Origin of the sequence: Leucobacter sp. NPDC015123 (assembly GCF_043080205.1) — a bacterium.
GTDB classification, from domain to species: Bacteria; Actinomycetota; Actinomycetes; order Actinomycetales; family Microbacteriaceae; genus Leucobacter; species Leucobacter aridicollis_A.
The window spans coordinates 17,714-31,036 of sequence record NZ_JBIBVH010000011.1 but is presented as its reverse complement, the minus strand read 5'-3'; the positions used below and the strand labels follow the sequence as shown (position 1 = coordinate 31,036).

12 protein-coding genes and 1 tRNA gene are annotated in these 13,323 nt (G+C 64.5%); 7 read left to right on the top strand and 6 right to left on the bottom strand.

Annotation, left to right across the window (positions count from 1 at the left end; translation table 11 throughout):
- Nucleotides 1-242 precede the first annotated feature (242 nt).
- Both ACF07D_RS15590 and ACF07D_RS15585 read right to left on the bottom strand, forming a co-directional pair.
- Nucleotides 243-497, bottom strand: a complete 255-nt coding sequence (locus tag ACF07D_RS15590) for a hypothetical protein (RefSeq protein WP_391505519.1) — start codon at nucleotides 495-497, stop codon at nucleotides 243-245.
- 152 nt (nucleotides 498-649) lie between these two features.
- A complete protein-coding gene (locus ACF07D_RS15585) occupies nucleotides 650-1,174 on the bottom strand; it encodes a TetR/AcrR family transcriptional regulator (protein WP_391505518.1) in 525 nt (174 codons plus the stop codon).
- A 94-nt stretch (nucleotides 1,175-1,268) separates the two neighbouring features.
- Between ACF07D_RS15585 and ACF07D_RS15580 the strand changes: the two genes are divergently transcribed.
- Entirely contained in the window at nucleotides 1,269-1,802 is a 534-nt protein-coding gene (locus ACF07D_RS15580) for an FBP domain-containing protein (RefSeq protein WP_391505517.1), read from the top strand.
- Between the two features lie 248 nt (nucleotides 1,803-2,050).
- Here the strand turns inward: ACF07D_RS15580 and ACF07D_RS15575 are convergent.
- Nucleotides 2,051-2,139: transfer RNA gene (locus tag ACF07D_RS15575), tRNA-Ser, on the bottom strand.
- A gap of 94 nt (nucleotides 2,140-2,233) precedes the next feature.
- On the opposite strand from ACF07D_RS15575, the gene radA reads away from it, so the two are divergent.
- Nucleotides 2,234-3,556, top strand: a complete 1,323-nt coding sequence (radA, locus tag ACF07D_RS15570; protein ID WP_255809048.1) for a DNA repair protein RadA — start codon at nucleotides 2,234-2,236, stop codon at nucleotides 3,554-3,556.
- Between the two features lie 62 nt (nucleotides 3,557-3,618).
- Nucleotides 3,619-5,130 carry a malate:quinone oxidoreductase gene (locus tag ACF07D_RS15565; RefSeq protein ID WP_119282015.1) on the top strand — a complete coding sequence of 504 codons (1,512 nt, stop codon included), beginning with the start codon at nucleotides 3,619-3,621 and terminating at the stop codon, nucleotides 5,128-5,130.
- Between the two features lie 393 nt (nucleotides 5,131-5,523).
- On the opposite strand, the gene ACF07D_RS15560 is transcribed toward ACF07D_RS15565, so the two are convergent.
- Nucleotides 5,524-6,285: an HAD-IIB family hydrolase gene (locus tag ACF07D_RS15560; protein WP_391505516.1), complete on the bottom strand. Its 762-nt coding sequence runs from the start codon at nucleotides 6,283-6,285 to the stop codon at nucleotides 5,524-5,526.
- A gap of 90 nt (nucleotides 6,286-6,375) precedes the next feature.
- Between ACF07D_RS15560 and argF the strand changes: the two genes are divergently transcribed.
- From argF to ACF07D_RS15545, 3 genes are all read left to right on the top strand, one after another.
- Complete coding sequence (gene argF / locus ACF07D_RS15555; protein ID WP_119282017.1) at nucleotides 6,376-7,302, top strand: ornithine carbamoyltransferase; 927 nt, start codon at nucleotides 6,376-6,378, stop codon at nucleotides 7,300-7,302.
- Nucleotides 7,299-8,717, top strand: coding sequence for an argininosuccinate lyase (argH, locus tag ACF07D_RS15550; RefSeq protein WP_391505515.1), 1,419 nt, complete (start codon nucleotides 7,299-7,301; stop codon nucleotides 8,715-8,717). The genes argF and argH overlap by 4 nt, the downstream gene beginning before the upstream one ends.
- Nucleotides 8,718-8,899: 182 nt before the next feature.
- On the top strand, nucleotides 8,900-9,553 hold the full coding sequence (locus ACF07D_RS15545) for a hypothetical protein (protein WP_391505514.1): 654 nt from the start codon (nucleotides 8,900-8,902) through the stop codon (nucleotides 9,551-9,553).
- A gap of 82 nt (nucleotides 9,554-9,635) precedes the next feature.
- On the opposite strand, the gene ACF07D_RS15540 is transcribed toward ACF07D_RS15545, so the two are convergent.
- On the bottom strand, nucleotides 9,636-10,994 hold the full coding sequence (locus ACF07D_RS15540) for an FtsX-like permease family protein (RefSeq protein WP_391505513.1): 1,359 nt from the start codon (nucleotides 10,992-10,994) through the stop codon (nucleotides 9,636-9,638).
- The gene (locus tag ACF07D_RS15535; protein WP_119282021.1) at nucleotides 10,991-11,695 is read right to left on the bottom strand and encodes an ABC transporter ATP-binding protein; all 705 of its coding nucleotides are present in this window, start codon (nucleotides 11,693-11,695) and stop codon (nucleotides 10,991-10,993) included. Before ACF07D_RS15535 ends, ACF07D_RS15540 begins: the two co-directional genes overlap by 4 nt.
- A 168-nt stretch (nucleotides 11,696-11,863) precedes the next feature.
- Here ACF07D_RS15535 and tyrS point away from each other — a divergent pair, with 168 nt between their 5' ends.
- Nucleotides 11,864-13,147, top strand: coding sequence for a tyrosine--tRNA ligase (tyrS, locus tag ACF07D_RS15530; protein WP_391505540.1), 1,284 nt, complete (start codon nucleotides 11,864-11,866; stop codon nucleotides 13,145-13,147).
- The last annotated feature ends 176 nt before the right edge of the window (nucleotides 13,148-13,323 follow it).

The window sequence follows — 13,323 nt, the reverse complement described above, 5'->3', positions numbered from 1 at the left end:
TATACCGCGTGCGATGGCCCTCGCAGCGCTGGCGAGGGGCGCACCGCTGCGGAAAATCAAAAACATGAAAAAGACCCCGCCGGTGCGCTCCGTACCCCGGCGACCAGTGCCGTTCGTACCGCGCTCCAGTGTGCGGGGCCAGTGAAAACCGTATCACTGTCTGAGATTTCGGGCGCGTCGCGGGCGCGGAATGTGGTCTGGGGCGAGCTGGATCCCTGCCCGTGGTGCGCGACGGCTAGCTGCTAGGCGTCGCCGCCCTCGGACCCAGCGGCATTGCGGCGGTCGATCCGGCGATTGTGCAGTGAGAAGCCCAGGACTGCGGCAATGACAGCGGCAAAGAGAAGCACGAAGTTCCACGGGCCGACGTCGCGAGAAATGAGGAGCCCACTCGACACCGTGAGGACGAGGCCGACGGTGTAGGTCCACTCTGCGTGAGGCGGCATCGGATCGAGCTGCCCGGTGAGCGGGATGTGCTCGTGGGGGTGCGAGCGCAACACGATCCTTATGGAGATGAAGAGCAGGGCCAATCCCGCACACGTGACAGCCCATGCGAGGAGAACCATGCCCCTAGTCCACAGCAGGTGCGCGGCGACGTCAACCAGTGCAGGTAGTCGTGGCCAAGCGTGATGTGCGATGTGTGCACGTCTGGTCAGCCGGCGATGAGGTCATCGAGGTGCGCGGCGCCATACTGTTCCGGGGCGATGCGCTGCATGCCTGCGAGCGCGACGCCGAGGAGCACCGTGCGCTCAGCGGCGAGTTCAGAGACCGCAGGGGCTGCGCTTCGGAGGGCCGCGGTCAGCTGGCCGAGGGTCTCGGCGTAGACGGGTCCGAACTCGGGGGAGCGGAGCGCGTAGGCCCAGGCGCTCACCCACAGGCTGACCTCTGCCGCACGCTCGGGGTCGACATGGTTGCCGAAGAACTCGCGAATGGGGTCTTTGCCGTCAGTGACGACAGCCTGGTCATACTCGGTGAGGCTGTCGGCGACGAACTTCTTCCAGGCGCTCGCGATGAGCTCGGGGACGCTCTCGAAGTGCTGGTGGATGAGGCCGGGCGATCCTTCGACTGCTGTCGCGATGGAACGCGCAGATACGCCCTCGAGGCCGTCCGCGAGCATGACGCGGACGGTCGCCTCGATGATCGCCGCGCGGCGCTCTTCCCGGGGCAGATAGGCCATTGATCCTCATTTCTCGCGAACTCCGTGTAGTCTATCTGCGTAATCTGTACGTGTGTACAAATTGCTTGAGATTGCGATTCACGAAGGAGAAATCATGCGCCCCCACGCGCTCACAACCCTGCGCAATGCACTGGGTAATGTCGACGCGTCGACCCGGAGGACCGCCAGAATGCCGCGGGACGGCTTCACCCCTGTAGTGGAGGATCGCGACTATCTCGGCTGGCGAGACCCAAGCGCCCCGCAACGCGGCTACCTCTTCATCGAGGGTGAGCACGGCCTGCAGGGTGTGATGCTCACAACCACTCGCACGCGGAACTCGGTGCGGCGGGCCGTGATGTGTGAATTCTGTCGCATCCCGCGACGGTTCGACCAGGTGGTGCTGTTCACCGCGCCCACGTCGCCGAAGCACAAAGACAGCTCGACGTTCGGGACCTACCTGTGCATCGACCTCGACTGCAATGCGAGGGTGAATGCGCTCAGGCCAATGGGGCCGCTCGACCCGCCGGCCGATGTGATGGTGGCCGCGCATCGGGCCCAGCTCACGGAGCGCGTGACGGCCTTCGTGACAGAGGTGTTGGAGCGCGCGGAACTGCCGGCTACGCGACGAACAGGCTCTGCATTGCGGTGAAAGTGGTCTAAGCCTCGGGACTTTGACTCGGGCTTGCCCGGAGGTCGGGGTCCGCCCGGTAGCCTGGGCCCTTTACGGGCCGCCGGATAGTCCGTTTTCTGCAAGTGAGTACCTAGCCAACGGGATGCAGGGGGCTGTCTTGCGGGGAAGGGGCTGTCTTGCGAAGGGTGGGCCCGTCCCGCTGGCCAGAATGCGGAAAACCCCCGCGATCAGAATGTTTCCATTCGATCTAACGGGGGTTTTCACTGTGGCGGTGACGGCGGGATTTGAACCCGCGGTAGGGGTTGCCTACACAACATTTCGAGTGTTGCACCTTCGGCCGCTCGGACACGTCACCGCGGAAAAGTTTACGGGAAAGTGTCTGCAGAACCTAATCGGGGTAAAAGGTGTGAGCGCGCCGGAGTGTCGGAGGTCGCCGCTAGTCTCGACACATGGCGAAAACGAGTAGCGCGTATGCCTGCAGCGAGTGTGGCTGGCAGGCTGCGAAATGGGTTGGTCGCTGCGGTGAATGCCAGCAGTGGGGCACCGTCGAGTTGCGTGGTGCGGCCAAGGCCTCGCTCGCGCGTACAACCAAGGCAACCGCGCCAGAAGCTGGGCGTGAGGCTCGGCCGATCACCGAACTCTCTGGCGCCTCCGTCAAGCACAGGCAGACGGGCATCACTGAGCTTGACCGCGTGCTGGGAGGTGGCATCGTACCGGGCGCCGCGATTCTCTTCTCAGGTGAGCCTGGCGTGGGCAAGTCAACGTTGCTGCTCGATGTCGCCTCGCGCATCGCCCGCCACGGTGCCCGTGTGCTGTACGTGAGCGGAGAGGAATCGACGGGCCAGATCCGTATGCGGGCCGAGCGTACCGACGCGCTCGTTGACACCCTGTATCTCGCCGCCGAGACTGACCTGGGTTCGGTACTTGGGCACATCGAGCTTGTCGATCCGGGGCTCATCATCATCGACTCAGTGCAGACCCTCGCGAGCGACCAGGTCGAGGGCATCGCGGGCGGCCCATCGCAGGTGCGCGAGGTTGCGGCCGCTCTCATTCGGGTGGCGAAGGATCGCGGGACGCCAGTGATCCTCGTCGGTCACGTCACGAAAGACGGGTCTGTTGCCGGGCCGCGACTCCTCGAACACCTCGTCGACGTGGTGTGTCACTTTGAAGGCGACCGCAACACCGCACTGCGGTTCCTGCGTACGCTGAAGAACCGCTTTGGGCCGACCGACGAGGTCGGTTGCTTCGAGATGACTGGCGGCGGTATCGCCGAAGTGAGTGACCCCAGCGGGCTGTTTCTCAGTCGAGGGAGTGTGCCCGTGAGCGGCACATGCGCGACTGTTGCGATGGAGGGGCGGCGCGCGTTGCCAGTCGAGATCCAGGCGCTCGTGGCGTCGAGTGCGACGCCGAACCCGCGACGCGTGACGAGCGGAGTCGATCCTTCGCGAGTGGCGATGATTCTCGCGGTGCTTGAGCGCCGTGCGCGCGTCAGGCTCCACGACCAAGACGTCTATGTATCGACAGTCGGCGGGGTGAAACTCACCGAACCCGCCGCAGACCTGGCAATCGCGCTTGCAGTGATTTCAGCGGTCGCTGATAAGCCCCTCGAACTCGAATTCGCGGCCTTCGGTGAAATTTCACTGGCCGGTGAGATTCGCGCGGTCACCTCAGGGCCACAGCGGCTCGCGGAGGCAGAACGCCTCGGATACACGCGAATCGTCGACTCAAGAGCCGAAACGCTCGCCGAAGCCCGGCGCCTCGCAATCGGCTAAACCCGGTTCCCTGAGCGCCGTGAGACCCGGGCGCCCCGGTAACCGAGGTACACTACAAGATCGTGAGCACAAACACGGTAGATGTCGTACTAATCGGCGGCGGGGTGATGAGCGCAACGCTCGGAACGCTGATCAAGCAGGTTCGCCCGGACTGGACCATTGAGGTCTTCGAGTCCCGCAGCGAAGTCGCCACCGAAAGCACCAACGGGTGGAACAACGCGGGCACCGGCCACGCCGCGCTCTGCGAGCTGAACTACATGCCCGAGGGCAAAGACGGCAGCCTCTCCGCCGATAAGGCGATCAACATCAACGAGCAGTTCCAGCTCTCGCGCGAGTGGTGGTCAACCCTCGTCGAGCGTGGCATCCTCGCTGAACCGACAAGCTTCATTAACCCGACCCCGCACATGACGTTTGTGCGTGGCGAGGAGAACGTTGATTACCTTCGCCGCCGCTACGAGCTGCTGAAGACTGAGCCGCTGTTCTCTGACATGGAGTTCAGCGACGACCCCGAGAAGATCGCCGAGTGGGTGCCGCTCGTCATCGATCGCCGCGCGAAGAGCGAAGTTGTCGCCGCCACCCGGTCTGAAGCCGGCACGGACGTCGACTTCGGCGCCCTCACCCGCCAGCTCTTCGGCTACCTCGAGCGCGAGGGAGCCCAGATGCACCTCGAGACCGAGGTACAGAAGCTGAAGCGCAAGGCAGACGGAACTTGGGACGTGCACGTTCGCAGCCGCAACGGCTACGGCACCTCGATCACGAACACCAAGTTCGTCTTCGTCGGTGCAGGCGGCGGGGCGCTCCCGCTGCTGCAGTCATCTGGCATCCCAGAGATCAAGGGCTTCGGTGGCTTCCCCATCAGCGGTAAGTTCCTGAAGACCTCGAACCCAGAGATTGTCGAGCAGCACAACGCGAAGGTCTACGGCAAGGCCGCGGTCGGCGCGCCCCCGATGTCTGTCCCGCACCTTGACACCCGCATCATCGACGGCAAGAAGAGCATCCTCTTCGGGCCGTACGCAGGGTTCAGCCCGAACTTCCTGAAGAAGGGCTCGTGGTGGGATCTTCCCGGCTCCATCCGTGCGCACAACCTCGGCCCGATGATCAAGGTCGGCCTCACGGAGTTCTCGCTCGAGAAGTACCTCGTGTCTGAGCTCCTCGCGAGCCGCGAGAAGCAGATGGAGACCCTGCGGCAGTACCTGCCGAGCGCGCGCACCGAGGACTGGGAGATGGTCACTGCTGGCCAGCGAGTCCAGGTTATGAAGAAGGATCCCAAGCTCGGCGGCATCCTGCAGTTCGGCACCGAGGTCATCACCGGTGCAGAGGGCTCGATCGCCGGCCTGCTCGGAGCCTCGCCCGGCGCTTCGACAGCGGTCCACGCGATGCTCGGTGTGCTGAAGACCTGCTTCCCCGACGAGTACGCGTCTGAGTGGGAGAACGTTTTCAAGGAGCAGGTGCCCGCTCTTGGCCAGGGCCTCAACGGTCGCCCCGAAGCCGCGAAGGAATCGCTCGAACGCACAACCCGCGTGCTGCAGCTCGGCGTCGCAGCCCCCGCAGAGGACGCGGCGGTCGAGGCCTAGCCTTCTCGGGCCTCAGCGCCCTATACATACACGTGTGGCCCCATCGGTTGGTGGGGCCACACGTGTATGTATAGGGGTTTGGCTCCAGGGGGCTTCTGGGGCGCTCGCCTCGTACGCCTGTGATCTGCAGGAGAAATGCCGAGACGTTGCAGGTTCTCCATGTCTACTGCAGATGACAGATGTTCGTGATGGGCCGGTTCTGCTCCGCTCGCCTCGTGTGCCTGTGATCTGCAGGAGAAATGCTCAGACGTTGCAGGTTCTCCATGTCTACTGCAGATAACAGATGTTCGTGCTGGGCGGGCTCGGCTGGGTCGGTCTCGGCTGGGCTCGGTTGTGCGCAGGTGTGTGGCAGGGCCTGGCGTGTGAGAGGCCTCTGGCCAGCCCCCACACCGCCTACGCGTCGAGCAGCGCCTCAATGAAGTCTGCGGTGTCTTCCCACCCAGTGACCGCGTGACACTTCACACCCATGGCCTTCACCGGGTAGTCATTGCCGTCGGGATCCAGCCTGTCGCCGACAAAGAGCATGTCGTCAAGCGGGATGCCCGTGTGCTGTTCGAGCTTGCGCATGCCGTAGGCCTTGTCGATCCCTCGCCGGGTGATGTCAACCGAGGTCGATCCGCCGCTGCGCACTTCGAGGCCAGGGAGCCGCTCGGCGACCGCCGCTCGCAGAGTGTTCTTCTTCTCGCCCGTTGGGTCCCATGCGTGCTTGGCGTCGACGGGGGCACGCTGGCCGAGAGCGGAGAATGTGACCTGGGATCCGCGATCCTCAAGGATCTCGCCCCACGGCTCCGCCTCCCAGAGGCCGAGCCGCCCAGCTTCCTCGCGAAGGGCAGCGAGCGCCCCGTCACGCTCCTCCTCGGAGAGGTACTCCCGGTACACGGTGCGCCACGCCCCGGCTTCGCGCCGCTCGTATCTCGTCCCGCACGTTGGTAGGAGGTGTAGCCGCTCGAGCGCCGCTTCGGACACGGACTCCAGGCCGTCGAGCTGAGAGACGAGCTGCGACTCGAACTGCTCGAAGTTGCCGCCGGAGATGACCGCGACCGTTGTCTGCTCAAGCAGACGGGCGAATGCGTCAAGCATGCGTTGCGGGACCGGGGACTTTGAAGGGGCGAGCGTATCGTCGAGATCGAATGCGACAAGGCGGGGGACAGACATGGCCTCGATTCTCCCATAGCGCCCGCGCGGCCAGAGAAGGGCCACCCGGCCCGTTCCGCCGTGCCGGGGGCGGGCGAGTAAGCTGGGCGGGTGACTAGGCACTTTCTGAGAGACGACGACCTGAGCCCATCCGAGCAGCGCGAGGTGCTCGACCTCGCTGCGCGAATGAAGCAGGACCGATTCTCGGAGCGACCCCTCGAGGGGCCGCAGTCTGCCGCGATCTTCTTCGACAAGACGTCGACCCGTACCCGCTTCAGCTTTGCGGCGGGCGTCGCAGACCTTGGTGGCAATCCGATCATTGTGAATCCTGGCGAAGCACAGCTCGGCGCGAAGGAGTCGATCTCTGACACCGCGAAGGTGCTGTCGCGGATGGTGTCGCTCATCGTCTGGCGAACGCACGCGCATGCCGGTCTCGAGGAGATGGCTGAGAACGCGACCGTTCCCGTCATCAACTCGCTGTCTGACGACTTTCACCCGTGCCAGATCTTGGCCGACCTGCAGACGATCCGCGAACAGAAGGGCGACCTGCAGGGCCTCACCGCAACGTACCTCGGTGACGCCGCAAACAATATGGGTCACTCCTACCTACTCGGGTTCGCGACCGCGGGCATGCACATCCGGGTGGCGGGCCCCGCTGGCTTCCACCCCCGAGCTGACATCATTGCTGACGCCGAGAAGATCGCGGCTGAGACCGGTGGCAGCGTCACAGTCTTGACCGACCCGGCAGCGGCAGTCGCAGGCGCAGACGCCGTCATCACAGACACCTGGGTGTCTATGGGACAGGAGGCCGAGAAGGCCGAGCGCATCGAAACCTTTGGCTCGTATCGCGTCACCGCGGAACTCATGGCGGAAGCGAAGGCGGACGCTATCTTCCTGCACTGCCTCCCCGCCTACCGGGAGTACGAGGTCGCGCCTGAGGTTATTGATGGCCCACAGAGCGTCGTCTGGGACGAGGCAGAGAACAGATTGCATGCGCAGAAGGCGCTGATGGCTTGGCTGCTGAAGGAGAGCAAGTGACTGAGAATACGAACCGCGCTGCGGAAGACGGTGCCCTGTGGGGTGGACGATTCGCGAGCGGCCCGTCGCCTGAGCTTTTGAAGCTCAGCAAGTCGACACAGTTCGACTGGGTGCTCGCGCAGTACGACATCCGTGGGTCGAAGGCGCACGCGAGCGCGCTCGCCGCAGCCGGCTACCTGTCGGCTACTGAACTCGCAGACATGCGTGCCGCTCTCGACGAGCTCTCGGCTCGTGTTGCTGACGGCCGCTTTGTCGCCGCTGAGGCCGACGAGGACGTGCATTCCGCGCTCGAGCGAGGCCTCATTGAGATCACTGGCGTTCAGCTGGGCGGCAAGCTTCGCGCTGGCCGCAGTCGCAACGACCAGATCGCGACTCTGGTGCGCATGTACCTGCTCGATCACGCCGCCGTTATCAGCGGGATGCTCGTCGAACTCGCGGGTGCCATTCACGCGCAGGCGGTGGCGCACGAGGGCGCGATCCTGCCCGGGCGTACGCACCTGCAGCACGCACAGCCGGTGCTGCTCGCACATCAGCTCGCAGCGCACGCGTGGCCGATCGTGCGCGACCTTGAGCGGCTGCGCGACTGGGCGCGGCGGGCGAGCGCATCCCCATACGGGGGCGGCGCACTCGCTGGCTCGTCACTCGGTCTGGATCCGCGCCTCGTCGCAACAGAGCTTGGCCTCGGCGACCCGCTCGAGAACTCGATCGATGGCACCGCGGCGCGCGACGTCGTCGCCGAGTTCGCGTTTATCACGGCGCAGATTGGGATCGACCTATCTCGGTTGAGCGAAGAGATCATCCTCTGGAACACGAAGGAGTTCGGCTTCGTTCGTTTGCACGATGGCTACTCGACGGGGTCGAGCATCATGCCGCAGAAGAAGAACCCAGACATTGCAGAGCTCGCGCGCGGCAAGTCGGGGCGCCTGATCGGTAACCTCACCGGCCTGCTTGCGACGCTCAAGGCGATGCCGCTCGCTTACAACCGCGACCTGCAGGAAGACAAGGAGCCAGTCTTCGATTCGGTCGAGCAGCTTGAGGTGTTGTTGCCAGCTTTCACAGGCATGGTCGCGACGATGCGTTTCGACACCGATCGCATGGCCGAGCTTGCCCCGCAGGGCTTCTCGCTTGCAACTGACGTAGCCGAGTGGCTGGTGAAGCAGGGCGTGATCTTCCGCGACGCACATGAGATCTCGGGCGAACTCGTCAGGTACTGCGAGGAGCGGGGCATGGAGCTGCACGAGCCAAGCGACGACGAGTTGCTGACAGTGTCGGAGCACTTGCTGCCTGGCGTGCGCGATGTGCTCACGATCGAGGGGTCTGTGAATTCTCGAGTTGGGGCGGGCGGAACAGCGCAGGTGCGCGTAACCGAGCAGCTCGCGGTGCTTGCTGACCGGCTGCAGGAGTTCGGCGCTTAACTGACCACCGCCCCATCGGGGAGCCGCTGAGAACCGGCCTGTGCACCTTCGCGCACAGGCCGGTTTTTTCGTGCCGACTGGTCCTTTGTCCACAGATTCCATCGTTTCCCACCGATGCGCCGGATACCGACGTAGTGTGGAACCACTTAGGCGACGGCTGATGAGTAGAGAGGTGGTGGAGTGTGGGACTTTTCGAGCTTTTGGCAGCGCTTGCGAGCGTAGCCGCGATTATCTCGGTCGTGCTGTGGAGCACGCGGGACACGAAGGTAACGCTCGGTGCCCGAATTGACAGTGTCGAAGCGCGACTCGATCGGATGGACAAGCGGTTCGACAAGATGGATTCGCGGTCCGACAAAAACGAAGCAAGATCGGCGGACCACTTCGAGCAGCTGGAGGAAGGACTCGCCCGCACGACAGCTGTGATGGAGGCCCGCTTTGACAGTGTGGAGGCCCGCTTTGACAGTGTGGACGTCCGCTTTGGCAGTGTGGACGTCCGCTTTGACGCCGTGGATGCCCGTTTTGACAGGCTCGACGTTCGACTCGATCGGACAGACGACCGGGCAGCTGCGTTCGGAGCCTTGGTTGAGCGGCGCTTCGACACTCTCCGGGAACGGATCGACGCGGGTGCGGCGGAAGCGCTCGCGCGCAACGATGACCTGCGGGCGAGGCTCGAGACTCGCTTTGACTCGGCGAACGTTCGGGTCGACGGAGTGTACGAGAGTATGGAACGACTGCGCGACAGCATGTCTGCGCGTATTGCTGAACTGCGACATGAGTCGCACGGTCAAAATCCCGATCAGGGCGGCGAGAGTAGTTCCCGACTCAAAAAGGCCTGAGCGCCAGAGGCGCACACGGTGCCACTCTCCGAAGACGCAAGCCTTTCCCGCGCTCCGCCAGAGAGTGGAGCGCGGGAAAGGACTACTCGCGGTGGTCAGCCCCCGCTTCGACGCGTGCCGAGTCTCGAAGCAGTGGACGAGTCCCGAAGAGCGCCCCGAGCACGATGAGGTAGCCGAACATGATCATCGAAAGCATCGTGAGGAGTGACAACGGGGCGAAAATGAGCGCAGCACCCAGAATCGGGAACAGGAGCACCGATGCGATCGTCGCCGAGCCTATCGAAGCGACAGCGAGCGGCAGAGTAGCTGCCTTGCGCCGTGCTCCGTCCTGCACAGACAACGGGGTGCCCATGATCGCAAGCGACCGATGAACATCACGGCGGTCAAGGATCTGCGCGGCCTGGTTCACCCCCACCGAGCATGCGACCATCACGAAAGTGCCGATGACGACGATCGCGAGGCCCGTGCGCATATCGCTCATGAGAAACTGCTCAGGGCCGGTGAGCTCAGCCTCGGTGCCAGAAGCCTGGCCGAGAAGCGCGATGCCCGATCCTGCGAAGACAGCCATGAAGCTCGACATCGCCACTCCAGAGACCTGCCGCCAGGCGGCCCGTGGAGACTCAAGGACGAGGCGCGCTGAGATGAGGTCGACAGGCGATTGCGCGCGACGCAGACGTGCCCTACCGAAAAGCGAGAGCACCCACGCCCCAATGAGGTCGATCGCGAGTAGGGCGACAGCGAAAGCGACAAGAAAACCGATAAGGACAAACGCGAGACCAGCATCGCCGTCGGCCTGAGTGAGTGCCGACACTGTCAGAACCGCGACGATGATTCCAGCGATTGCGACGATCGCCTGCACCCACGGCATTTTCGGTGCCGACTGCTTCATCGCGACCCCAAGGGGCGAGATGATGACCTTGCGGAGCCCGACCATTGCGCTGAGCGCGGCGATGGCGACGACAGCGAGCACCAGCAGTGCCGCCCACCCGAGTGGGAGTGCGGCCTGCGCTGCCCCGATCGCTGCCCCGCGGAAATGAATGAGGCCGATGAGGGGTGAGAGCGCGTACGCGAGCAGGACTCCCGCCACTGCACCCACACACGCGACCGCAGCGGATTCGAAGATCGCGAGCCCAGCAGTGCTTCTCCCGGTCGCGCCGAGCAAGCGGAGCACTGCCAAACGGTCGTCGCGACGTCGCGCCGAAAGCCTCGCAGCCGCCGAACCGAGCGAGATCAGTGGCGGAACCATGAGGGCGAGCGCGAGGCCCGCCAGGAACCCGTAGAGGTATGCAAGCTCATCGTCGAATACCCAAAACGACTGGGCACCGCCGATGACGATTGCAAGAAGGGCAGTTACGCTCGCAAAGGCGATGCCTGGGAGCAGCAGCCCGGCGGCACCCTGCCTGCTTGGGCGCGAGAGCAGCGGAAGAACTCGAAGAATCATGACTGGGTTCCGTTCGATCCCTGCGCGTGCGCGGTGTCTGCGACGATACGACCGTCAGACAGCGTGACAACGCGCTGGCACCGAGCCGCGACGCCGGGGTCGTGCGTCACAACGACGAGTGTGCGGCCGTTGCCAGAGGTGCTCGAGAGTAGCGCTGTCATCACCTCTTGGGACGTGTTCGAGTCGAGCGCCCCTGTCGGCTCGTCGGCGAATATCACCCGGGCGCCAGTCACTTGCGCGCGCGCGATCGCGACGCGCTGAGCTTGGCCTCCTGAGAGTTGACCGATCCGGCGTTCTTCCATTCCGGCGAGCCCGAGCGCCTGCAGCCACTGCGCCGCCGGCCCGATAGCGTCGCTCTTCTTCGCGCCATTGAGCATGGGAGCGAGCGCGACGTTCTCGACTGCAGTCAGCTCGGGGATGAGGAGCCCCTGTTGGAACACGAAGCCGAACTGCTCTCGCCGAAGCCTGCTGCGTTCAGAATCGGGAAGGCCGCTGATCGGCTTCCCCGCGTACGTCACGGTGCCCGATCCCGGGGTGAGGATGCCGGCGAGCATGTGAAGCAGCGTCGTCTTCCCTGAGCCGGAGGCGCCCATGATCGCTGTGGACGTACCTTCTACGATCCCGAGCGAGAGGGAATCGAGGGCGCGAGTGCTGCCGTATTGCTGTGTGAGGCTGTCCGCCTGCAGGATCACGTGTGTCATGGTTCCATGCTTCCGCGGGGCAGGCCCGGAGGGATCGGCCCGCGGTGCCGGACGATGGTACTTGGGTACCCCCCTGCCCGGTACCGCGGGGCCAGACCGGTGCCCGACTCGATCGGCAAACGAGGTAAACTGCGAGGCGTGTCTGAATTGAACGAACGCACCGAGCTCATGGCCAACCAGCGCATCGACGACAGCTTCCCCACCCTGTGGGCGGAGCTCGAGTGGCGCGGGCTGATCCACGTTTCCACGGACGGCGAAGCGCTGTCCGAGTTGCTCGAGGGTGAGCCGTTCGCGTATTACTGCGGGTTCGACCCGACAGCGTCGAGCCTGCACCTCGGCCACTTGGTGCAGTTGCTGCTCATGCGCCGCCTCCAGCTGAAGGGGCACAAGCCGCTCGGCCTCGTCGGGGGATCCACGGGTCTTATCGGCGATCCGCGCCCCACGAGCGAGCGCACCCTGAACTCGCGCGAGACTGTCGCGCAGTGGGTTGATTCGCTCGGCGAGCAGGTTTCGAAGTACCTGAGCTTCGAGGGCGACAACGCCGCGCGTCTCGTCAACAACCTCGATTGGACGGCGCCGCTCAGCGCGATCGATTTCCTGCGTGAGATCGGCAAGTACTTCCGCGTCGGCACGATGATCAAGAAAGACATCGTGGCGAAGCGCCTCGACTCAGATGAGGGCATCAGCTACACCGAGTTCAGCTACCAGATTCTGCAGGGGCTCGACTACCTTGAGCTGTACCGCCAGTACGACTGCAAACTGCAATCGGGTGGCTCAGATCAGTGGGGCAACCTGACGAGCGGAACCGAGCTCATCCGCAAGGCCGAGGGCGCAACCGTGCACGCGATCGGCACGCCGCTCATCACGAACGCCGACGGCACGAAGTTCGGTAAGAGCGAGGGCAATGCGATCTGGCTGAACCCAGAGATGTGCTCGCCGTACGCGTTCTACCAGTTCTGGCTGAACCAGGCCGATGCTGACGTCGTGGATCGCCTGAAGGTGTTCACGTTCCTCACGCGCGCCGAGATCGAAGACTACGCGGCCCAGGTCGCCGAGGAGCCCTTCAAGCGCGCCGCGCAGAAGCGCCTCGCGCTCGAGGTCACGACCCTCGTGCACGGCGCGAAGGCGACGCAGGGGGCAATCGACGCTTCCGCGGCGCTGTTCGGCCAGGGCGAGCTTTCTGATCTTGACGAGGTCTCGCTTGCGGGCGCGGTGGCTGAGCTGCCTTCTGCCTTGGGCGCCGCCGGCGCGAGCATCGCGCAGCTGCTCGTCGATACCGGGCTCGTGAAGAGCCTGGGCGAGGCACGCCGCGCGATCGCGCAGGGTGGCGTGTACGTGAACAACGCGAAGGTTGAGTCTGATGAGGCCGCGCTCGCCGCAGCCGATCTGCTGCACGGCAAGTTCGCGGTGTTGCGCCGCGGCAAGAAGACGCTCGCGGCGGTACGCGCGTAGCGCTCGGCAATGCATACACGGGCCGGGGAGGATCGCCAGAATCAGTGATCCTCCCCGGCCCGTGTTCGTGTGGAAGGCGTTGGCGGCCGGCTGAATGAGGTCGGCGATTGGGTGGCGATACGCCTCGCCCGGCTCAAGGCCGCACAGAGATTGCACAGCGACCGCGGGTTGATTTG

Coding starts and splice junctions, on each gene's coding strand:
- radA (WP_255809048.1), top strand. CDS start 2,234: ATGGCGAAAACGAGTAGCGCGTATGCCTGCAGCGAGTGTGGCTGGCAG.
- ACF07D_RS15540 (WP_391505513.1), bottom strand. CDS start 10,994: ATGATTCTTCGAGTTCTTCCGCTGCTCTCGCGCCCAAGCAGGCAGGGT.
- ACF07D_RS15580 (WP_391505517.1), top strand. CDS start 1,269: ATGCGCCCCCACGCGCTCACAACCCTGCGCAATGCACTGGGTAATGTC.
- tyrS (WP_391505540.1), top strand. CDS start 11,864: ATGGCCAACCAGCGCATCGACGACAGCTTCCCCACCCTGTGGGCGGAG.
- ACF07D_RS15535 (WP_119282021.1), bottom strand. CDS start 11,695: ATGACACACGTGATCCTGCAGGCGGACAGCCTCACACAGCAATACGGC.
- ACF07D_RS15560 (WP_391505516.1), bottom strand. CDS start 6,285: ATGTCTGTCCCCCGCCTTGTCGCATTCGATCTCGACGATACGCTCGCC.
- ACF07D_RS15585 (WP_391505518.1), bottom strand. CDS start 1,174: ATGGCCTATCTGCCCCGGGAAGAGCGCCGCGCGGCGATCATCGAGGCG.